This window comes from Candidatus Pelagibacter sp. HTCC7211 (genome assembly GCF_000155895.1).
Lineage (GTDB): Bacteria > Pseudomonadota > Alphaproteobacteria > Pelagibacterales > Pelagibacteraceae > Pelagibacter.
Genome location: NZ_DS995298.1, coordinates 482,664 through 505,407 on the forward strand (window position 1 = coordinate 482,664; position 22,744 = coordinate 505,407).

A 22,744-nucleotide genomic window follows, 5' to 3' on the forward strand; every position below is an offset into this window, starting at 1 on the left:
CAATTTTTCTTTTGAAGAATTTTTTCTTTGAAGTAGATTAAAAAAAGTATGTCATTGAAAGAAACAATCGAAACCGAATATAAAAACGCCTTAAAATCAAAAGATAAAATTAAAATATCAACCTACAGGTTAATATTATCCTCAATTAAAGATTTGGATATTGTTAACAGATCAGGACCAAACAAAAAAGATACTGACGATGAAGATATTAAAAAGCTATTAAAAAAGATGGTTAAACAAAGGGCCGAATCAATTGAAATTTACAAGAAAAATAACAGAACCGATCTTTTGGAAGTTGAACAAAATGAATATGATATTTTAACAGGATTTTTACCATCACAACTTGGTGAGGAAGAAACCAAGAAAATATGCGCCACAATTATCTCTGAACTTGGAGCAAAATCTTTAAAAGATATGGGTAAAGTAATGGGTGAGCTTAAAAAAAAGCATGCTGATGAAATTGATTTTGCAAAAGCTGGACCTCTTATTAAAGAATTATTGAGCAGTTAATGAAATATCCAAAAGAGTACCTTGACGAAATTAAAACAAGACTAAAAGTTTCTACAGTTGTATCTAAGTCAGTTGCGCTTAAGAAAAGAGGTAAAGAATACGTAGGTTTATCTCCATTTAAGAATGAGAAAACTCCATCATTTACTGTTAATGATGAAAAAGAATTTTATCATTGTTTTGCAACATCTGAACATGGCAATATTTTTGATTTTGTGATGAAAATTCAAAATTTAAAATTTGGTGAAGCAGTTAAACATCTCGCTCAATTAGCTGGAATGCAGCCATATATGTTTTCAAAACAAGATGAAGAAAGAGAAAAAAAATGGAAAGAATATCTTTCAATTTATGAACAATATGTAAATTTTTACCATAATGAATTACTTAAAAATGAAACTTATTCTAATGCAAGAGATTATTTAAAAAATAGATTTTTGGGTAAAGATGAAGTTAAGAAATTCAAAATTGGATATATAGAAAAAAATCCAACTTTTTTTGAAAAATTAAAAAATGAATTTAGCGAACAAACTTTAGTTGAGAGTGGTTTATTTTATTTAGATGAAAAAAAGAAAACATATGTTGAAAGATTTAGAGGTCGATTAATTTTTCCAATTAACAATATTTCAGGTCAGCCAGTTGCATTAGGGGGAAGAATAATTGAAAACTTAGAATATCTAGCAAAATATATTAATTCGCCAGAGACAAACTTTTTCAAAAAAGGATCAAACTTATATAACTTAGATCTTGCAAGAAAATTTTCAAATAAATTAGATCATATCTATCTAGTTGAAGGTTATATGGATGTAGTTGGTTTAAGTAAAAATGGAATTGAAAATGTAGTAGCAAATCTTGGAACATCTTTAACAGATAAACAAATTTTAACTTTAAATCAGTTTTTTGATGATATTATTATTTGTTTTGATGGTGATGAAAGTGGTTACAAAGCAGCTGTTAGAGCAGCAGAAAACTCCATAAAAGAATTAAAACCTGAAAAACAAATATCTTTTTTATTCTTGCCCGATAAGGAGGATCCAGACAGTTATGTTAATAAAAATGGTAAAAATTACTTCATAGAATTTACCAATCAGAGCAAGTTATCCATTCATCAATTTATTTTTAGCCATTATAAAAAGCAAACAGATAATAACCCGTCTTCTATGGCAATATTTGAGAAAAAACTTAGAGGTATTGCTAACACTATTAAAGATGACTTTATTAAAAAGTATGTTCTCGAATATTTTTTAGAAAAAATAGCTGAATTAACTCCCCATTCTAACCAAAATAAAAATAAGTATTATGTTAAAAAAACTAAATCTCTAGATACAACAAAAAAACATTTTAATGACAGTAAATCTATAACAAGTGTTGAGTTAAAAGAGTTTTCTTTATTGTATTTATTGCTTAACAATCTTTCTTTTTTACAGGCTAATATTCATTTAATTGAAGACATTAAATTTTTTACTGAAATAAATAGACAAATACTTGATACAATTATTCAAAAATTAAAATCAGGAGAGCAAATAACTATTGATGATCTAAATTTAGACAAACAATTATTAGATAAGATCAACAAATTTGCTCCTATTAAACATATTTTGAAAAATAAGCCTAATAATGAAAATCAAGTTATAGAATTACTAGATGATATTTCTAAGGATCTTTTTAATTACGATCTTGAATTTAGAATCCAAGAATTAGAATCGAAGTTTTCAAAAGATATGAGCGAAACGACTTTTAATGAGCTAAAAGAGTTGAAAAACGAGAGAAAAATCAATTAATCCTAACAATTTAGCAATGGATTTTTACAAATTTGATATTATATAAGTCTCTCAAACTTATATTACTGTGGAAAGAATTATTACAAAATCATTTGCAAGATTAATGGGTCGTGGAACTCATAGGGGTTTTATAACCTATGAAGAATTAAATAAATCCCTTGGAAAAAGAAACCTATCAGATGAAAATTTAGCCCAAGCTTTTATTCATATATTAGATGAAAATATTACATTAGTAGAAAAAAAATCAGATTTTAAAGTATTACGAAAAAAAGAAGGATCTTCCAAAGAAGAAGGTAAGACGATGGAGAAAAGTGATGATCCTATCAGAATGTATTTACGTGAGATGGGTGGTGTTGAATTACTTTCTCGAGAAGGCGAAATTGCAATTGCAAAAAGAATTGAAGCTGGAAAAGATGTAATGTTAATAGCTTTGTCACAAAGCCCAATGACTGCGCAACAGTTTTTCGAATGGAATGATCAATTACAAAAGGACGAAATTTTAGTTAGAGAAATTATTGATATTGATACAAATTACATGGAAGATGAAACTACAGGACCCAGTGCAAAGCAAAAGAATGCTGGTGAAACAGAAAAAGATGAAGGATCTGGTGAGGGTGATGAAGATGATTTTAATCCAACGCTTGCCGCAATGGAAACTGAAATTAAACCAAAGGTTTTGAAAACTGTTAGCACTCTTACTAAAGAATATAATAAACTAATTAAATATCAAAAAGAAAAACTAGATTGTATTTTAAATTCACAAAACTTTTCTCCAGCAAAAGAAAAAGGATATCAAAAAATTGTAGATGATATTTTAGAAAACATTAAATCTCTTCAATTATCCCCTTCAGTTTTAGAGGAATTGGTCCAAAAGCATTATGTTGAAAACAAAAAAATTATATCACTAGAAGGTAATCTTTTAAGACTTGCTATGGATCATAAAATACCAAGAAATGAATTCATTAAATTTTACATAGGTAATGAAATTAATCCTAATCTTAAAAAGTTTTTAGATACTAACTCAATCTGGAAACAATTCTTTTCAAAAAATAAAGAAGAATTCAAGAATATAAGAGAGAGGTTAATTGAAATAAGTCATAAATTAGGGATTTCTGTAACTGATTTTAAAAAATTAGTAAGTAGAGTTCAAAAAGGTGAAAAAGAATCTAGAATTGCCAAAAAGGAAATGGTTGAAGCTAATTTAAGATTAGTAATTTCAATCGCTAAAAAATATACAAATAGAGGTCTTCAGTTTTTAGATTTAATTCAAGAAGGAAATATAGGATTGATGAAAGCGGTTGATAAATTTGAATATCGAAGAGGATATAAATTTTCTACTTATGCAACATGGTGGATTAGACAAGCAATTACAAGATCCATTGCCGACCAAGCTAGAACAATTAGAATTCCAGTTCATATGATTGAAACAATTAATAAAATTGTAAGAACACAAAGACTGATTTTAAGTGAATTTGGAAGAGAAGCTACACCAGAGGAATTAGCTCAAAAACTCAGAATGCCACTTGATAAAGTTAGAAAAGTATTAAAAATTTCAAAAGAACCTGTTTCACTGGAGAAACCTGTGGGTGATGAGGAAGACAGTAGCTTGGGTGATTTTATAGAAGACACTAAAGCGCTAGCTCCTTTAGAACAGGCGATTAAATCAAACTTAGGAGAAGCTACAACTAAAATTTTATCAACTCTTACACCAAGAGAGGAGAGAGTTTTGAGAATGAGATTTGGAGTTGGAATGAATACTGATCACACTTTAGAGGAAGTAGGTCTTCAATTCTCTGTAACAAGAGAGAGAATTAGACAGATTGAAGCAAAAGCTCTTAGAAAACTAAAACATCCTAGCAGATCTAAGCAATTAAAAAGTTTCTTAGAAAGTTAATTTTACTGGGCCGTTAGCTCAATAGTAGAGTACTGCATTGACATTGCAGGGGTAGTTGGAGCGTAACCAACACGGCCCACCATTTAAAGATTATCTATAATTGATAACTATATTAAAATGATATAATTAACTCTAATATTTTGGGCCTGTAGCTCAGTTGGTTAGAGCAGTACACTCATAATTTACGACTCAAAAAAATATCTTAAATTAGTATTTAAAATCAACCTCCATTAGAGGATTTGTTTTTCTATAAAAATTTACCAACTATTTACCAACGAATGCAATTATCCACACAATTTAAAGGTTTTACATTTTGGTTTTTTTTATGCGAGATGTATAAGAGATTATGCTTTCAGTTAACGATTTTTTTTCAGGTTGTGGTGGTCTCTCACAAGGATTTAAGGAGGCAGGATTTAAAATTCAAGTTGCTGTGGATAAAGAAGAAGCATTTTTAAAAACTTTTTCACATAATTTTAAAGATTCTCAAACCAAAAATTTAGATTTGGGTGATAGCAAAACTCTTAACGATATTCCTAAATCAGATATTATTATTGCCGGTCCGCCTTGCCAAGGATTTTCAATTACTGGGCCAAGGAATATTGATGATCCAAGAAATAAATTATATTTATCAGTTTTTGAAACTTTAAAATTAACAAATCCAAAAGCTTTTGTAGTTGAGAATGTGAGGGGTTTAAAAACCATGTGGGGAGGAAATGTTTTTAAGGAGATAATTAAAAAATTTGAAAGTGCAGGATATATAGTTACTGAAAGTTTATTAAATTCAGCTGATTATGGAGTTCCGCAAATTAGACATAGAGTGTTTATTGTAGGTATAAAAAAAGAACTTAATAAAAAATTTGAATTTCCTAAACCAGAATTTGATAAAGATGATTATATCACATGTGGTGAGGCTATAGGTAATCTACCAAGTCTTGAGAATGGAGAATTAAAAAGTAATGATTATAACGAAAAACCAACAACAAACTATCAAATGTATGTAATGGATAGTAATAAAATTTATAATCATGAAGCTACATTGCACAAACAATTTGTAAAAGACACAATAGCTTTAGTCCCAGAAGGTGGTAATTATAAAGATCTACCAAAAGGAGTAGGCGAAAGTAGAAAGTTTAATGAGGCGTGGACCAGATATCATAGTAAAAAACCCTCAAGAACAATAGATACAGGTCACAGAAATCATTTTCATTACAAATGGAATAGAGTCCCAACAATCAGAGAAAATGCTAGACTCCAATCCTTTAAGGATAGTTTTGAATTTTTAGGAACAAAAACTTCTCAAAATGTTCAGGTTGGAAATGCCGTGCCACCTTTATTGGCATTTAAAATTGCAAAAGAACTTAAGAAATTTCTTTAATGAGTATTAAATTTATAGATTTATTTTCAGGATGCGGTGGTTTAACAGAGGCTTTTTTAAACAATAAAAAATTTTCTCCAATAAAAATTATTGATAATGATAAATTTTGTTACGACACTACAATTCATAGACTTAAAAAACTTAAGTTTAAAAATCCTGAAAAAATTGCGCAACTAAAGGATATTTCAAGCAATAAAACAATTAATGATTTCAAAAACATTAAGTCTGATATTGTGATTGGAGGGCCTCCATGTCAGGCTTATTCAGTTGCAGGCAGAATTAGAGATAAGCATGGTATGAAAAAAGATTATAGAAATTACCTTTTTGAATCATTTCTCAAGATTATTAATTACAGCCAACCGAAGTTCTTTGTAATGGAGAATGTTCCAGGAATGCTGAGCGCAAAACCAGGAAATATCAAAGTTACAATTAGAATTAAAAAAGAAACTAATAAAATCAAATATTATATCCCTGAAAATTTATCTGAATGTATATTTGATTTATCTAAATACGGCGTACCTCAGAAAAGGAAAAGAGTGATTATATTTGGGGTAAATAAAAAGTTAAAAAACTATAAATCAATATCAAAGAAATTTTACGAAAAATTAAGATCCCAAGAATTAAAAAAAATAATTACTGTAAAACAAGCTATTGGAGATTTGGATAAATTTTATCCTTTAAACAAAATTATAAAGATTAAAGGAAGAAAATTTTCCCACAAATCAAATTCAAAAAAACCAGATCATTCCCCAAGATTTCATAATGAGAGAGATATAAAGATTTTTAAACTTTTAGCTGAAGATATAGAGAAAAAGAAATTCAAGTATAAAACGGTAAAAGAATTACAAAAACTTTATACAAAAATTGTTGGAAAAAAATCTAATATTCATAAATATTATGTGCTTAGAAAAGATGAGCCTAGTAATCTTATACCTTCACATTTATATAAAGATGGCTTGAGACATATTCATTATGACTCTAAACAAGCAAGATCAATTACTGTTAGAGAAGCTGCTAGACTTCAATCTTTCCCAGATAATTTTGAATTTATTGGACCAATGACTGAGCAATACAAAATGATCGGAAACGCAGTTCCACCAAATTTTTCAAAACATTTGTTGAAAACAATTCTAAAATTATAATTAATTATTTTAATCGTTTCTTAGTGGCCGTAATCTTCCAAAAATATTTTCTCTATGATATCGGATATAATCAAGCGAAGGTTTTATATTATTATCAACTGGGAGAGAAATTAATTGATTATCAAATTGTTTAAGAGAACTATCAATTAGTTTTTCATGAACTTTAATCTTATAGTTATCATTTATTGTAAAATATCCTCTGTCAAAAGCATGGTGAAGGTCTAGATTTAATAAAATACCATTATCTAATCTGTGAGGACCATTATGAGGATTTAAAACAGGTTTTATGTGTGCAGCTTGGAGATTTGTATAATGTGAATAGTTGATCGATGAACCGGAAATAGCACATTTTAAATTATACAGCCTTCTTATAAGTTTTTTAAATTCATCTGGAGTATGAGTATTTTCAACAGGGTTACCTATTCTAGGATTTATTCTATTAATAGTTCTTTCTGAAACAATTGTTCTAATTGTATTAATTGATCTTTGATCAATAAAATTCATCTCATTTGTCCACCAATGTGCCCCCCTTCCTTTTTGATTATCTGGTAAAGAACCTACTAAATCATCAATTATATTATACTCATTATCCGCTGGATTAAATCTGAACATCCTGAACAAATCTTCTCCATTTGATTCAAATTTTAAAATGACTAAATAATCATCTTTGTTAAAAAAACTATTTAGGGGATCAATATTTTCATTTAGGTATAACCTTAAGTCCTTACCTCTATGTGCACTTCCATTGTGCCAAACATATTCACAATAAACTAAAATATTATTTGCATTATTTACACAACCAACAGATACAGATGGCTCAACATCATTCTCATTAAAATTTGGAAAAAAATTAGTTGCTCTTTGTAATTCCTTTGAGATCAGAATATATCTTCCTGCCTCTCTAACTCTCCCACCTCTATAACCCAGTTCTTGGGCGTTTAATTTTCTGATATAGAATTTCATAAAAAAATTATTTATAGATCTTCATTATGCCAGGTAAAAAGATCTGCTTCAAAAGGAATATTTCTAAATTTTAATAAAGCCTTATATTTTTCAAGTCTGTCCTCTTTTTTAGCATTTTTTAAGTATGTAAGGATTTGATCATATGTTAGTCCTTTTAAACTATTTTTTTTCACATCCACATATTCTTCATATTCCATACCTGCTATTGCGTAGCCTTTATTGGGATCTATGTGTTCAGCATAACTAATTGTGTCTTCAGTTTCTTTAAGGATATCGTACCAGTGAGCAACCTGATTTTTATTATCAAAAAGATAATCTTTTCTGTAATCAAACAGTTCTAACTGCTGCATATTTTTGAAGTATTTAAATTGAGAAAATTAACTAACAATTAATAATATAATTTTAAATTATGTCTTAAGTATGATACTATTTATTAGTCCTGATTTAGAACATAACTCTACTTGCTAGGACTATAAACAAAACGCTAAAGGAGAAACATGAAAATAATAATACAATCAGTAAAAAACTTTTTTAAATCAAAAGAAAAAAAAGGTTTAAAACCGATATTTTTTGAAAGTATTGGAGATCAAAACACACCAAGAGATGAAAGGCGAAAGAATTTGATAAATATTTTAGAAAAAAATGGATTTAAAATTAAAAACAAAAGATAAGGTCTTGAATTTACTTACCAACGGATTTACCAACGAATGCAATTACAAAAGGAAATAAATAGAAACAAAACAAAAACATTGGAGCTTGATTAACTTTTAATTTGTTGTAAAACCTAGACTTATTGAAGGGCCTGTAGCTCAGTTGGTTAGAGCAGTACACTCATAATGTATTGGTCCCAGGTTCGAGTCCTGGCGGGCCCACCAAAATAGTTAATTTTTTGAAAATTCTTCTAATGTTTTGAATAAAGCATTAATATTTCCATCATTAGAATTTAAGATTGATGAAAACTCTTCTTTTTGTGTTCTTGCTAAACTTAACCCCTCTATAATTAAATCTCTAATCAATGGATTTTCAGGATCCTTTGTATACACTCTCCAATCAATTTTTACCTCAGGTCTTTCTGAGGTTGCTACCAATAAACTATTTACGATTGTATAGTTTTTATTTAAAACTTTTTTATCATTAACTTCTATCTCAGGGTTAGTATATTCAGCCAGTCGACTAGAAAAGCTTTTTAAAAAATAATCCTCAAATAATTTTGAATATTCAATTTTTTGACTATCATTCAGATTTTTCCTCGCTGAACCTAGAGAATAAAAACCAACTCCTTTTATATCAACGGTTTCTTTAGCTATAGATTTAAGCTGATTTATTTTTTCTTCTTTTGATATATTTTTAGTAAGAATTTGTGATGCTCTGTTTACAGTAGATTGAATAAATACATCTGGCTCAATAGAGTAAACGTTCGAAATATTTATGCAAAACAGTAATAAAATTAGGAAAATTTTTTTCATTTACAAAGAAATTTTTTATTGGCTGTCTATTTCTTCCCAGTCTTCTTCATTTTTATAAATAACCTCAATATTTCCTCTATTTTGATTTTCAATTTTATTCTCTCTATCTTGTAGATATAAACTTTTAACTGAAGCATAAAAATCTACTGAATTTTTTTCAAGATTATCTAAGGACTCAATATTATTTGCTCTAAACTCAATACCACTTAGAGCTTTCGATGTCAAAAAAACACCCTCATTTAAAAACTCGTTGTTACCATGTATTGAAGCATTATACCAAGGATCTCCTCCCAATACATTAGCAAAAGATCCGGCTGAGTCTCTTATTGTTGAAGGACCTAAAACTGGAAGAACTAAATAACAACCTGGGCCTACACCCCAAGCGCCTAAAGTTTGACCATAATCCTCTTTAACATATTTTGGAAAGCCTATTTTATTTGCCACATCGATAATACCTAATAGTCCAACCGTTGTATTCACAATTAATCTTCCTGTATTAATCGCTGCAGTTTTTATATCACCTTGCAAAACGTTGTTAGGTATAGTGATTAAAGTAGACAAGTTTTTTACTGCATTACCCGTACCCTTTTGAATTGGATCTGGTAATTTCTTATAACCCTTTGCTATTGGTGAAATAATAGCTCTATCTAAACCTTGGTTAAATGAAAAGGTAGCTCTATTAAGTTTTTCAAAACAATCTTTTATTTTTTTGGGTTTTTCATTTTCTGATAATACCAATTCACCACTAGAGCCTGCAATTGCATCAAAAGATAATAAGAAAATTGAAATTAAAGTTATTACAAATTTTTTGTACATGAGCATCTATATATTATAAAAAATTAGTTTATTAAATAGCATTTAAATTCAAAAAATGTCGATAAAGTGTTTATAAATAGGTAAAATTTATGCCAAAATTAAAAATGAATACAAACCTGAATTATTCTCCAAATTTTGATGTAAAAAAAAGAAGGGTAAAAGAAGTAAAATTTATTATTTTTCATTACACTGGGATGAAAAAAGAAAATCAAGCTATCACTCGGTTAACTAATTCTAAATCAAAAGTTAGTAGCCATTACTTAATAAAAAATAATGGCGAAATATTAACTTTAGTCCCTGACTTATATGTTGCTTGGCATGCAGGAATTTCATCATGGAAAAACTATAAATCAATTAATAAATATTCAATAGGGATAGAAATTAGTAATCCTGGACATGAATATTCTTATAAAAAATTTTCAAAAGAACAAGTTAAATCGATTATAAAATTGAGCACTTATTTAATAAAAAAATATAATATTAAACCGAACTTTATATTAGGTCACTCTGACATTGCTCCAGATAGAAAAAAAGATCCAGGGGAAAAGTTTCCTTGGAAATATTTGTCAAAAAATAAAATTGGTCATTGGCATAATTTGAATGAAAAAAAAATTTTTAAAAAAAGAAATTTAACAGAAGGTAAAAAAGAAAAAATTAAATTTATCAAAAATTTATATGAGATAGGATACCCAAAGAATATTTTGTTTAATAAATACAAATATTCAAAATTATTAACTACTGCATTTCAGAGAAGGTTTAGGCAAGAACTTGTAAACGGTATAATTGACCAAGAATGTCTTGTTATAAGCAATAACCTAGCAAAAAACCTGAAATAAAATTTCTTGATATTTTACAGCTTAGTTGTAAATTCTTTTTGCCAGATAAACGACTTATCGCTTTAAGTTGTTAAAGAGGAAAGTCCGGGCTCTACAAGGAAACAGTGCCAGGTAATACCTGGCGGGGGCAACCCCAGGGATAGTGCCACAGAAAATAAACCGCCATAACATGGCAAGGGTGAAAAGGTGTGGTAAGAGCACACCGGTTCTATTGGTAACAATGAACGCTGGAAAACCCCACTGGGAGCAAGACTAAGTAGAGATGACATTGTTGAAAAACTAAAAGCCTTCCTTGGCTAGTCATCAGGGTTAGTTGCTTGAGCTTAAGAGTGATCTTGAGTCTAGACAAATGATAAGTTTAAATGACAGAACCCGGCTTATAGTTTATCTGGCATTTCATAATTAAAAATAAAAATATATTAGAGAAACAATTATTCTTTTAGCTATAAGTATAGATTTAAATGGATCATTAATAATTATTCTTATTATCTAATTAACAACATAAATAAAGAACTCATCTATTACTAATCATTATATCAAATTTTGTCTCATAAATTGACTTTTATTAAGCATAGAATCAGCAATTGACTATCATTTAAAATACCCATATATTCCCATATATTCCCAATTATGGAATTTTTAAAATTAAAAATATATGTTTTTATCAACTTACGAGAACAAGTTAGACAAAAAGGGAAGAGTATCTGTGCCTGCTAGTTTTAGGTCTCATTTGTCAAATTTAGGTTACAACGGCGTAATTTGTTATCCATCTTTTAATAATTCTTCAATAGAAGCATGTTCTCAAGATAGAATAGAAAAAATTTCCTCAGTAATAGATTCTTTAAATCCTTTTGAAGAAAAAAGAGATTATTTCGCAACTTCAATATTAGCAGAAAGTACTAATTTACAATTTGATAGTGAGGGAAGAATTTCACTTTCATCAAAATTATTAAAACATGCAAAAATTAAAAATAGCATGTTATTTGTTGGTCAAGGTCAAACCTTTCAAATTTGGGAACCAACGGCGTTTGAAAAATTTAAGGTAAATGCAAGAAAAAAAGCAAATTTAAACCGAGCTAACCTTAAATGGGAAAAACATTTTAATAACAACGAGGGGAAATAAAAGATGACAATTAACTTTAAAACACCAGAAATAAAAGAGTTACAGCCACGATTACTAGTTATGGGAGTAGGTGGAGCAGGCGGAAATGCTGTTAATGAAATGATTGAAAATAATTTACAAGGTGTAGAATTTATTGCGGTCAATACTGATGCACAAGATTTAAAGTTAAGTAAATGTAAAACAAGAATTCAAATTGGTTTAAATTTAACCAAAGGTTTAGGAGCTGGCGCTAAACTTGATATAGGACAAGCCGCAGCAGATGAGTCTTTAAATGAAATTATAAATACTTTACAAGGTGCAAACATGGTTTTTATTGCAGCTGGAATGGGGGGTGGCACAGGGACTGGTGCTGCACATGTGATTGCTAGAGCTGCTAAAGAATTAAATATCTTAACTGTAGGTGTTGTGACTCTTCCATTTCTATATGAAGGCCCCTCAAGAATGCGAAGAGCACAACAAGGTTTGGAGGAATTAAGAAAACATGTTGATACGATTATAGTTATTCCAAATCAAAATTTGTTTAAAATTGCAAATGAGCAAACAACATTTGAAGATTCATTCAATCTTTCTAATAATGTTTTAATGCATGGAGTTCAAAGTATTACTGATTTGATGGTAAGACCAGGGTTAATTAATCTTGATTTTGCTGATGTAGAAACTGTAATGGCATCAATGGGCAAAGCAATGATGGGAACAGGAGAAGCCGAAGGCGAGGGTAGAGCGCTTCAAGCAGCAGAGATGGCTGTCAGCAATCCATTGATTGATGATTATACTTTAAAAGGTGCTAAAGGATTATTAGTTAATATTACAGGTGGAAAAGATCTTAAACTCTTTGAGGTAGATGAAGCAGTAAATAAGGTAAGAGCAGAGGTAGACCCAGAAGCGGAATTAATTATTGGCGCAATCACAGACTCAGAACTTGATGGAAAGATGAGAGTTTCAATTGTTGCAACATCACTGGATGGACAACAACCAGAGACAAAATCAGTAATAAATATGGTTCATCGTATCCAAAATAGAAATCCAGGTTATTCAGACTTCTCTCATTTAGGAACGTCTGCATCTTTTAATTTTTCTAATACGGCCTCTAGTCCAATTTCACATGGTGCAAATGCATTGAAACTTGAGAATGAAATTGTTCATGAGCAAACTAATGACAGTAATCATTCAAGTATTGTTAATGAAGAAATTATGACTAACTCAAACCAAGTTTCAGAGAATGTGGTAGAGGATAGTTCTATAAATGAAATGGAAAAATCATTTACTCAAGAGGCTACTGAAACATCTCAAGAAAATACAGAAACTGAAAGTATTGAAGAGGATGTATCAAATGACCTAAAAGAATTTGGCGTAGACTCAGACTCTCCTGATTTATTCAGTTCAGAAAGCGAACATTCTACCGCAGAAGATTTACTATCATCAAATGAAGAAGAGGATGATGATCTTGAAATACCAGCATTCCTAAGAAGACAAAAGAATTAATGGTCTTCAAAGTAATAAATGGAAGCCACCATAGTATCGGAATTACAAAAGCATTACCCGGTACTGCTAAAAGAAATTATTAGCGTTTTTTCCCCTCAACATGGTGGCACATTTATTGATTGTACTTTTGGCCAAGGAGGATATTCCAAAAAAATTCTTGATTTTGAGAATACAAGCATAATTGCACTTGATAGAGACGTAGAGAGCGAAAAAATTGCAAATAAATTTAAAGAAAATTTTGAAGATAGATTTATTTTTAAAAATATTAAATTCAGTCAATTAAACAATCTAAAACTTAAAAATGAAAATATAAGAGGAGTAATTTTTGATCTTGGTTATTCTTACACTCAAATAAAAGATCCACTAAAAGGACTTTCATTCGAAGCAGATGGTAAATTAAATATGCAGTTGGGTTTAAACAGCTATTCTGCTGAAGATGCAATCAATAAACTAGATGAAAAAGAATTAGAAAAGATTTTTAAATTTTTTGGTGATGAAAAGGAGGGAAAATATATTGCGAGAAATATTATAAAAGAGAGATTAAAAAATAAGATTGATACCAGGGCTTTAGTTGAAATTATTGATAAATCAAAAAAAAGAAAAAACTTTAAGGTTCATAATGCAACGAAAGTTTTTCAGGCTCTTAGAATTTTTGTGAATAAAGAAATAAGTGAGTTAATTTATGGACTTATTAATGCAACAAAAGTTTTAAAGAAAGGTGGCATTTTAGGAGTGGTTACATTTCATTCATTAGAGGACAAAATAGTAAAATATTTTTTTAAAAGTCTTTCAGAAAATAAAAGTATTTCAAGATATAGCCCAGTTACAGAACAATCCGAGACTCTTTTCAACTTAATACAAAAAAAACCAATTCTACCTTCTGATGAGGAGGTAAGTGAAAATCCACCATCCAGATCTGCTAAATTTAGATATGTAATAAAAAAATCAGATTTTTATAACTTTGATACTGACGTAGAGAACCAATTTAGAAATTTAATCGAAATTGAAAATTATGGAGATAAATTGTGAAAAAGTTTGGTTTGGCAGCTGTGATTTTATTTTTAGTTCTATCAACAGCGATAATTAAAAATACCACCAAGCAAATTGAGGATGAGTTATTTACAGTTAAAGAAAATATTAGAGTATTAAAATCAGAATTTGAAAATGTATCTTTGGAGTATGATTATCTCAGCTCTGCAGAAAAATTACTTGAATATCAATCTCTCTATTTTGAGGATGAGTTAATTCAAAAAGATATAAAAGATATTAAAATTTTTAATATTTTAGATAATACAAAAAAAATCAAAGATTTTAAAATTATTAAAGAGTAATGGTTGAAAATAAATCAAAATTTACAATAGAAGATTATCAAAGTGATTTTACATTTAAGAAAAAAGAAAACGGTTTAAATATTGAATTTAATCGTGTAGCTTTTATTTTTTTTGTTTTTTTTATTATCTATCTGATTTACACAATACATTTAATTCATTTAGGTTCGCAAAATAATAAATCAGAAAATATAAACAATCTTAATACATTTCAAAATCCACTTTATCGAGCAGATATTATAGATATAAATGGTAATTACTTAGCCAAAACTGTTAAATCAATTGATATTGGATTAAAAACTTCAGACGTAATTAACAAAAAAAAATTACTTCTTAGTCTAAATATAATTTTTCCTGATAAAAAATTTAATGAGATTAAAAAAAAAATAGAAAATAAAAAATTTTTTTATTTAGAAAAAAAAATTTCAGAAGAAAATTATGAAAAAATAATGAAATTAGGAGACAAATCTCTAATTCCTGAGGAAAAAGTCTTAAGGTTGTATCCTCAAAAAAATCTATTTAGTCACGTTTTAGGTCAAATAGATGATGATAATAATGGCATTTCAGGATTAGAAAAATCTTTAAATGAAGAACTTAGAAATTCAGAAGATCCAATAAGATTAACTTTAGATAAAGATATTCAATTTTTAATTAGAAAAGAATTAATGAAATACCAAGAAATTTTTAAAAGCAAAGGTAGCGCGGCTATCTTAATGAATGTTAATAACGGGAATATTCTATCATTAGTTTCTCTTCCAGATTTTAATCCAAATGAAAGACAAAATATTACCGATGTTAATTATATTAATAGGGTAACAAAAGGTACTTACGAACTTGGTTCAGTTTTTAAAGCCTTTACCTTTGCTAGTGCTTTAAATGAAAATGTAATAGAGCCAGAAACTGAGTTTTTAGATTTACCTAAATCAATTAAATGTGACAAATATAGAATTGGTGAATATGATAACAAAATACCATCAAATTTAACAGCAGAACAAATTTTTGTTAGATCTGGAAATATAGGATCTGTCAGAATTGCTCAAAAAGTAGGCTCAGAAAAATTCAAATTATTTTTAGAAAACTTAGGTGTTTTAAACAATATTGAATTTGATATTGACGAAGTTGCTCCACAAAAAAATTATAATTTTGGAAAATGTAGATTAGCTACAGCTTCTTTTGGACATGGCATAGCAACTACAATTCTTCAATTAGCGAAAGGTTATGCCATATTATCAAATGGCGGTTATGAAATTAAACCAACTTTGATTTATAAAAAAAACGAAATAAACAAAAAAAATAAAAGAATATTAAACGAGGGTATTTCAAAAAAAGTTGTGAATGCTCTAAGAAAAATTGTAAATACTGAAGAGGGGACCGCCAAATTCGCAGATGTTCAAAGTTATGAAATTGGCGGAAAAACTGGAACAGCTGATCAGGCGGAGAGCGGCACATATTCTGAGGCAAAAATAAATACTTTTGCATCAATTTTCCCCACTTCAAATCCACAATTTGTTTTTGTTGTAATGTTAGATACTCCAAAAAAATCTAAAGATTATTATTATAAATATAGACATCGAAAAGGAGGCTGGAAAGGTACTCTTTACAATACAGCTGGTTGGACATCAGTTGAGGTAGCAGGGAAGGTGATAGATAAAATTGGGCCTATTTTAGCCACAAAATATATAGAGTTTAATTAATCATGCTTCTTGGAAAATATTTTCATAACATAAATAAAGATTATAAAAATTTTTATTTTTCAGGAATTTCATTTGATACAAAAAATATAAAAAAAAATAATATCTTTTTTGCAATTAAGGGGAATAAATTTGATGGAAATAATTTTATTCCAGATGCAATAAACAAAGGGTCTAAAATTATTGTAACTGAAAAAAAAGTAAAAAGTGTACAAAATGGAATTTTATATATTCATACAAATAATGTAAGAAAATTATTGGCTGAAACTGCATTTAAAATTTATAATAAAAAACCAAAAAATTTAATTGCAGTTACTGGTACAAATGGAAAATCCTCAATTGCTAATTTTTATTTTCAAATATTAAAATTGAATAATAAAAAAGTTGCCTCAATAGGTACTTTAGGAGTTAAATCAAAAAATATTAATTTGAATTTATCTAATACCACAATTGATCCAATCAAATTAGCAAAAATATTGAGTAAGTTAAAAAGTCATAAAATAGAAAATGTAATTATGGAAGCTTCAAGCCATGGTTTAAAGCAAAATAGATTAGATGGTTTAAAGTTTAATTCTGGTATATTTACAAATTTATCTCAAGATCATTTAGATTATCACAAAAATTTAAAAAATTACTTAAATGCAAAACTCTATTTATTTGAAAATTTAATTAAAAAAAAAGGTAATTTAATAACAGATCAATTAATACCTGAATTTAAAAAAATAAAAAAAATTACAATTAATAAGAGATTAAAATTATATGCACTTAATGATAAGAAAAATAATTTACAAGTCATCTCTCATAGTTTTAAAGGTGAGGCTCAATCTTTTAAAATTAAATTAAACAATTCAATACAGAATATAAATTTAAATTTAATTGGAAAAATACAATTAAAGAATGTTTTGATGGCAATAATTGCAGCAAAAAATAGTAATATTGGATTAAATAAAATATTAAATAAAATTTATAAATTGAAACCAGTCGAAGGAAGATTTGAAAAAATTGGTAAGATTAAAAATCATTCTAAAGTAATTCTTGATTATGCTCACACTCCTGATGCTTTAAAAACATGTCTTTTAAATCTTAGAGAGCAATTTCCAGCAAAAAAAATCATAGTCTTGTTTGGCTGTGGAGGAAATAGAGATCAGAATAAAAGATCAAAAATGGGAAAAATTGCGAGTTATTTCTCAGATAAGATTATCCTCACAAATGATAATCCCAGATTAGAAAATCCTCAAAAAATAAGAAGAGATATAAAAAAAGGAATTAAAAAAAAGAAAATTATTGAAATATCAGACAGAGCAATGGCAATAACACGAGCTATTCATGATTTAAATTCAGGTGATATTTTGCTGGTAGCAGGAAAAGGTCATGAGAAAACCCAAGATATTGGAAGTAAGAAAATTTTCTTTTCAGATAAAAAAGTAATCCTGAGTGCAATTAAAAACAAAAATATTAATTTATCAAATAATTTAAAAATAAATGTGGTTAAAGAGAGTGGTAAAATTAAAAGATTATCTCCCTTAATATCTTTAAAAAAAGCTAGAATTAATTCTCAGGAGGTAACCAAAAATGATATTTTTTTTGCTATTAAAGGAAAAAAAAATGATGGGAATAAATTTGTTGCCCAGTCTTTCAAGAGAAAAGCTTCATTAGCTGTAGTAAATAAGATTCAAAATAAATTAAATCATAGTCGACAGATCAAAGTAAAAAATACTTTAAAGTTCTTAACAAATGTTTCAAAAATTTTTAGAAAAAGTATTGATACAAACATAATAGCAATTACAGGCAGCTGTGGCAAAACTACACTTAAAGAATTGTTAGGTAACACATTAAATAAAATTTCGAAAGTAAGTATTTCCCCAAAATCATACAATAATAAGTTTGGAGTTCCATTAAGTCTTTTTAATATAAATCAAAAAGACGAATTTGGAATTCTAGAGGTTGGGATGGATAAAAAGGGTGAAATTGATTATTTATCAAAAATTATAGAACCAGATGTTGGTGTAATAACAAATATAAATTATGCACATGCAAAAAATTTTAAGAATATTAAACAAATTGCTTTAGCAAAATCTGAAATTATTGATAATATAAGGCTTTATGGTTTTATTGTATTGAATGCAGATGATAGTTTTTTTAAACTACATTACAATATTGCTAAAAAAAAAAATATTAAAGTAATTTCTTTTGGTATAAAAAATCACAAAGCAGATATTAAATTAATTAATATAAAGCCATTTAGAAAAAAATTTAGAATTAACATTAGTTTAAATAATAAAAGAAAATATTTTTTACTATCTAATGATTTTCAAAATAATATATACAATATTTTATCTGCTCTAGCAGTTATTAGTATTTATAAAAATATATTTAAATTAGATAAAAATATTTTTTACGATTTTAAAATACCTGGAGGACGAGGAGATCATTCGGTAATTAAATTTAATAATAAAAAAATAAATTTAATTGACCAAAGTTATAATTCAAATCCTCTATCACTAAAATCAGCAATAAAAAATTATGATAAGATCAATTTAAAAAAATCAAATAAATACATGTTAATTGGTGATATGTTAGAGCTTGGCAGTCATTCTAGAAGACTTCATCGATCTGTTGCTCCAATAATAAATAAATCCAATATAGACAAGGTATATGTTAAAGGGAAAATGGCCTCAATAATATTTAAGGATATTTCAAAAGCAAAAAAAGGTAGAATTTTATTGAACAAATCACAAATTATTGAATTGATTAGAAAAGATTTAAATAATAATGATTATTTAATGATTAAAGCCTCACTTGCGACAGGATTTAACGACATAGTCAAAGATCTGAAAGGACTACGTTAAATGCTTTATCAATTTTTATTAAATTTTCTTGATACTTTTAGTTTTTTAAATGTCTTTAAGTATTTAACATTTAGGACAGGTTTATCATTTTTTACTTCATTAGTTATAGTGTTAATCATTGGTGGTCCTTTTATTAAATTTTTTTCAAATCAAAAAATTTTAAATCCTATTCGAGACGATGGACCAGAGGAGCATATAGTTAAAAAAATTGGTACACCAACAATGGGAGGAGTAATAATTTTGTTTGGTTTATTGGTATCAGTAATATTTTGGGCAGATCTATCAAATATTAATATTTTATTTTGCTTATATATTGCAATATCATTTGGTTTACTGGGAGCATATGATGATTTTAAAAAAATTAAATATAGCAACTCATCAGGAATTTCTTCAAAGTTTAAAATAATTTCACAAATAATATTGGCAATTATTGGAGTAAGTTTTTATGTTTACTTAAACGATTATCAAGATTTAAATAATTTATATTTTCCATTTTTTAAAAATTTGATCGTTAATCTTGGATGGTTTTTTATACCATTTGCAATATTTGTAATTATAGGTTCATCTAATGCTGTTAATCTGACAGATGGATTAGACGGGTTAGCAACTGTTCCTGTAATATTAGTAGCAGCTTGTTTTGCTTTTATTAGTTATGTTACAGGAAACATTGTATTTTCAAATTACCTACAAATTCCTTACATAGAGGGAACAGGTGAAATATCAATTTTTTGTGGGGCGATTATAGGCTCTTGTTTAGGTTTTTTATGGTTTAATGCACCACCTGCTAAAATTTTTATGGGTGACACAGGCTCATTATCTCTAGGAGGGTCCTTAGGTGCGGTAGGAATTATAACAAAGCATGAAATCGTTTTGGCAATTACTGGTGGCCTTTTTGTTTTAGAGGCAGTTTCTGTAATTGTTCAAGTAATATCCTTTAAACTTACAGGAAAAAGAATTTTTAGAATGGCGCCCATTCATCATCATTTTGAGAAAAAGGGATGGCCAGAATCTACAGTTGTAATTAGGTTTTGGATTATTTCAATAATCTTGGCAATGATTGGTTTAGCTACTTTAAAATTAAGATAATGAAAAAACTAAGTAATATTTTTTTAGGAAAAAAAATATTAGTTTATGGTTTAGGAAAGAGTGGTATCTCAACTTATAAATTTTTAAAAAAAAGTTCTGATGTATATTTATTTGATGACAATCATAGAATTAATTTTAAATATAATCAAAAAATAATTAGTTTAAAAAAAATTAAAAAAATTAATTTCGATAGAATTATTATTAGTCCAGGCATTGATATTTCAAACTGTAAATTATCGAAATTTTTAAATAACAATTTGTTAAAAATTCACACAGATCTTGATGTTTTATTTTCATTTTATGACAATAAAAGTATCACAATTACAGGAACTAACGGCAAGTCTACAACTGCTAAAATTTTACATGATGCTTTGACCGATCAAAAGAGAGACTCAAGGTTGATAGGGAACATTGGCAATCCTGTATTGGCAGAAAAAAATATCACAAAAAAAACAATTTTTGTAATAGAAGCTTCTTCATATCAGTTAGATTATAGTAGGATTTTTAGATCAAAATATGCAGTAATTCTTAACATTACTTCAGATCATATAGAAAGGCACAAAAGTTTAAATAATTATGTAGATGCAAAATTTAAATTATTAAAATCTCAAAATAGAGGATCCTTTGCTTATATTAAAAAAGATGATGAATTAATTACAAAAAAAATAAAAAAAAATAAATACAAAGCAAAGATATACAAAGTTCAGACTTCAAATTTAAATAAAAAATTTGATAAAATTTACAATAAATATTTTATCTCTGATGGTAATAAAGAAAATTTATTATTTATATTTGAGATTGCTTCAAAATTAAAACTAAATAAAAAAAAATTAATCAGATCAATTAATAGATTTAAAGGTCTAGATTACAGACAACAAATCATATTTGATAAAAAAAACCTTACAATAATCAATGACTCTAAATCTACAAGCTTTGCTTCCTCAGAAAGTGTATTAAAAAATTTAAATGGTGCTTACTGGATCTTAGGAGGAATTCCAAAAAAAGGAGATAAATTTAAATTATCAAAAACAAAATGTAAAAATCTGAAAGCTTTTATTTTTGGATCACATAGTAAGAAATTTTTAGAGATTTTAAAGAATAAATTAAAAGTTAAAAGTTTTAAAAATATGGAAGAAACACTTAAAGTTATTTTTTCAGAAATTACTATTCAAAAATCTGAAAAAAATATTATTTTTTTTAGTCCAGCTGGAGCATCATTTGATAGTTTTAGAAATTTTGAGGATAGAGGGAATTATTTTAATCAATTAGTTAAAAAGTATATTAATGCAAAGTGATAATCTTTTTTATAAATTTTACTACCAATGGTGGAAAAATATAGATAAATCAATTTTTACTTTAATTAGTTTGTTATTTATTATAGGTTTATTTTTTTCTTTAGTCTCAACTTCATTAATAGCATCAGATAAATTAGATACTAATAGCTATTCCTTTTTTTTTAAGCATCTAGTTTATGTTTTAATTGGAATTTCAATTATCTTCATTTTTTCATCATTTAACACAGATCAATTATTAAAATATTCAATTATTCTTTTTTTTATATCTTTATTTTCTTTGTTCTTAGTTCCAATAATTGGTATTGAGGTAAAAGGTTCAAAAAGATGGATTGATTTATTTTTTTTACCAAGGTTTCAACCAATCGAAGTTTTGAAGCCTTTTTTGATAATAACTTTAGCAAATATACTTTGTAGCAATAAAGCAAATATTATATCTAAGTATTTACTTTCAATTTTAATAATTACTTTAATTTCATCACTTTTAATAATTCAACCTGATATTGGTCAAACTTTGTTAGTAATTTTTTCTTGGGCTGTTTTAATTTTTACTTCTGGAATTAATTTATATTTATTAATTGCAATTTTTTTATTTAGTTCAGTATTACTTGCATATTTAATTATTTTTGTTCCTAAGTTTGAATACATCCAGGGACGTATTTTCTCATTTTTTGATAGAGAAACTGGATCTCATAATTTTCAGTCAGATAAAGCAATTGAGTCGATCACTAGTGGAGGTTTTTTTGGAAAAGGGATTGGTGAAGGAACCCTTAAAAATAACGTACCAGAGGCTCATACTGATTACATAATATCTGTAATTTCCGAAGAGTTTGGTGTGGTTGCCATAATGTTAATATTATTATTGTTTTTGATCTTCATTTATATGGTTTTAAAAAAAATAAACTTTGAAACTGATGATAAAATTAAGCTTATTTTAATTGGATCAATAAGCTTAATTTTAATGCAAGCTACAATTCATATTGGAGTAAACATAAGATTGTTTCCAACTACAGGAATGACTTTACCATTTTTAAGCTATGGGGGGTCATCAATAGTAAGTACATCTATATTAGCTGGAATTATTTTAAATCTAACAAAAAGAAAAATAAATTAGTA

The 22,744-nt window shown here is 27.4% G+C and carries 20 protein-coding genes, 2 tRNA genes and 1 other RNA gene; 19 read left to right on the forward strand and 4 right to left on the reverse strand.

Annotated elements, in window-relative coordinates; all coding sequences use genetic code 11:
* Positions 1 to 48: 48 nt before the first annotated feature.
* From PB7211_RS02540 to PB7211_RS02565, 6 genes are all read left to right on the forward strand, one after another.
* On the forward strand, positions 49 to 510 hold the full coding sequence (locus PB7211_RS02540; RefSeq protein WP_008545390.1) for a GatB/YqeY domain-containing protein: 462 nt from the start codon (positions 49 to 51) through the stop codon (positions 508 to 510).
* Complete coding sequence (gene dnaG, locus PB7211_RS02545; protein WP_008544345.1) at positions 510 to 2,285, forward strand: DNA primase; 1,776 nt, start codon at positions 510 to 512, stop codon at positions 2,283 to 2,285. Before PB7211_RS02540 ends, dnaG begins: the two co-directional genes overlap by 1 nt.
* Positions 2,286 to 2,352: 67 nt before the next feature.
* Complete coding sequence (rpoD, locus tag PB7211_RS02550; RefSeq protein WP_008544510.1) at positions 2,353 to 4,179, forward strand: RNA polymerase sigma factor RpoD; 1,827 nt, start codon at positions 2,353 to 2,355, stop codon at positions 4,177 to 4,179.
* Between the two features lie 7 nt (positions 4,180 to 4,186).
* Positions 4,187 to 4,261, forward strand: a tRNA-Val gene (locus tag PB7211_RS02555).
* 264 nt (positions 4,262 to 4,525) lie between these two features.
* Complete coding sequence (locus tag PB7211_RS02560; RefSeq protein WP_008545470.1) at positions 4,526 to 5,554, forward strand: DNA cytosine methyltransferase; 1,029 nt, start codon at positions 4,526 to 4,528, stop codon at positions 5,552 to 5,554.
* Positions 5,554 to 6,696 carry a DNA cytosine methyltransferase gene (locus tag PB7211_RS02565; protein ID WP_008546027.1) on the forward strand — a complete coding sequence of 381 codons (1,143 nt, stop codon included), beginning with the start codon at positions 5,554 to 5,556 and terminating at the stop codon, positions 6,694 to 6,696. Before PB7211_RS02560 ends, PB7211_RS02565 begins: the two co-directional genes overlap by 1 nt.
* 9 nt (positions 6,697 to 6,705) lie before the next feature.
* Here the strand turns inward: PB7211_RS02565 and PB7211_RS07825 are convergent, their stop codons facing one another.
* Positions 6,706 to 7,659: an HNH endonuclease gene (locus PB7211_RS07825; protein WP_008544641.1), complete on the reverse strand. Its 954-nt coding sequence runs from the start codon at positions 7,657 to 7,659 to the stop codon at positions 6,706 to 6,708.
* Positions 7,660 to 7,670: 11 nt separating this feature from the next.
* Positions 7,671 to 8,009, reverse strand: a complete 339-nt coding sequence (locus PB7211_RS02575; protein WP_008544321.1) for a hypothetical protein — start codon at positions 8,007 to 8,009, stop codon at positions 7,671 to 7,673.
* 147 nt (positions 8,010 to 8,156) lie between these two features.
* On the opposite strand from PB7211_RS02575, the gene PB7211_RS07940 reads away from it, so the two are divergent.
* Positions 8,157 to 8,330, forward strand: coding sequence for a hypothetical protein (locus PB7211_RS07940; protein ID WP_008544950.1), 174 nt, complete (start codon positions 8,157 to 8,159; stop codon positions 8,328 to 8,330).
* 127 nt (positions 8,331 to 8,457) lie between these two features.
* Positions 8,458 to 8,534 (forward strand) — tRNA-Ile (locus PB7211_RS02580).
* A 6-nt stretch (positions 8,535 to 8,540) separates the two neighbouring features.
* Here PB7211_RS02580 and PB7211_RS02585 read toward each other — a convergent pair.
* Positions 8,541 to 9,125 carry an MlaC/ttg2D family ABC transporter substrate-binding protein gene (locus PB7211_RS02585; RefSeq protein WP_008544495.1) on the reverse strand — a complete coding sequence of 195 codons (585 nt, stop codon included), beginning with the start codon at positions 9,123 to 9,125 and terminating at the stop codon, positions 8,541 to 8,543.
* A gap of 15 nt (positions 9,126 to 9,140) precedes the next feature.
* The gene (locus PB7211_RS02590) at positions 9,141 to 9,941 is read right to left on the reverse strand and encodes an MlaA family lipoprotein (protein WP_008544979.1); all 801 of its coding nucleotides are present in this window, start codon (positions 9,939 to 9,941) and stop codon (positions 9,141 to 9,143) included.
* 89 nt (positions 9,942 to 10,030) lie between these two features.
* On the opposite strand from PB7211_RS02590, the gene PB7211_RS02595 reads away from it, so the two are divergent.
* From PB7211_RS02595 to PB7211_RS02640, 11 genes are all read left to right on the forward strand, one after another.
* A complete protein-coding gene (locus tag PB7211_RS02595) occupies positions 10,031 to 10,777 on the forward strand; it encodes an N-acetylmuramoyl-L-alanine amidase (RefSeq protein ID WP_008545044.1) in 747 nt (248 codons plus the stop codon).
* Positions 10,778 to 10,818: 41 nt separating this feature from the next.
* Positions 10,819 to 11,173: RNase P RNA component class A (gene rnpB / locus PB7211_RS07880), an RNA gene on the forward strand.
* A gap of 259 nt (positions 11,174 to 11,432) precedes the next feature.
* The gene (mraZ, locus tag PB7211_RS02600; RefSeq protein WP_008544458.1) at positions 11,433 to 11,900 is read left to right on the forward strand and encodes a division/cell wall cluster transcriptional repressor MraZ; all 468 of its coding nucleotides are present in this window, start codon (positions 11,433 to 11,435) and stop codon (positions 11,898 to 11,900) included.
* A gap of 3 nt (positions 11,901 to 11,903) precedes the next feature.
* Positions 11,904 to 13,382 carry a cell division protein FtsZ gene (gene ftsZ, locus PB7211_RS02605; protein ID WP_008544595.1) on the forward strand — a complete coding sequence of 493 codons (1,479 nt, stop codon included), beginning with the start codon at positions 11,904 to 11,906 and terminating at the stop codon, positions 13,380 to 13,382.
* Between the two features lie 18 nt (positions 13,383 to 13,400).
* Positions 13,401 to 14,411, forward strand: coding sequence for a 16S rRNA (cytosine(1402)-N(4))-methyltransferase RsmH (gene rsmH / locus PB7211_RS02610; RefSeq protein ID WP_008545169.1), 1,011 nt, complete (start codon positions 13,401 to 13,403; stop codon positions 14,409 to 14,411).
* Positions 14,408 to 14,713: a hypothetical protein gene (locus PB7211_RS02615; RefSeq protein ID WP_008545134.1), complete on the forward strand. Its 306-nt coding sequence runs from the start codon at positions 14,408 to 14,410 to the stop codon at positions 14,711 to 14,713. Before rsmH ends, PB7211_RS02615 begins: the two co-directional genes overlap by 4 nt.
* Positions 14,713 to 16,404 carry a peptidoglycan D,D-transpeptidase FtsI family protein gene (locus tag PB7211_RS02620; RefSeq protein WP_008544209.1) on the forward strand — a complete coding sequence of 564 codons (1,692 nt, stop codon included), beginning with the start codon at positions 14,713 to 14,715 and terminating at the stop codon, positions 16,402 to 16,404. The genes PB7211_RS02615 and PB7211_RS02620 overlap by 1 nt, the downstream gene beginning before the upstream one ends.
* Positions 16,405 to 16,406: 2 nt before the next feature.
* Positions 16,407 to 19,250 carry a UDP-N-acetylmuramoyl-L-alanyl-D-glutamate--2,6-diaminopimelate ligase gene (locus PB7211_RS02625; RefSeq protein ID WP_008545048.1) on the forward strand — a complete coding sequence of 948 codons (2,844 nt, stop codon included), beginning with the start codon at positions 16,407 to 16,409 and terminating at the stop codon, positions 19,248 to 19,250.
* A complete protein-coding gene (gene mraY, locus PB7211_RS02630; RefSeq protein ID WP_034398866.1) occupies positions 19,251 to 20,336 on the forward strand; it encodes a phospho-N-acetylmuramoyl-pentapeptide-transferase in 1,086 nt (361 codons plus the stop codon). It begins immediately after the preceding gene.
* A complete protein-coding gene (gene murD / locus PB7211_RS02635) occupies positions 20,336 to 21,631 on the forward strand; it encodes a UDP-N-acetylmuramoyl-L-alanine--D-glutamate ligase (RefSeq protein ID WP_008545958.1) in 1,296 nt (431 codons plus the stop codon). Before mraY ends, murD begins: the two co-directional genes overlap by 1 nt.
* On the forward strand, positions 21,621 to 22,742 hold the full coding sequence (locus PB7211_RS02640) for an FtsW/RodA/SpoVE family cell cycle protein (protein WP_008544522.1): 1,122 nt from the start codon (positions 21,621 to 21,623) through the stop codon (positions 22,740 to 22,742). Before murD ends, PB7211_RS02640 begins: the two co-directional genes overlap by 11 nt.
* The last annotated feature ends 2 nt before the right edge of the window (positions 22,743 to 22,744 follow it).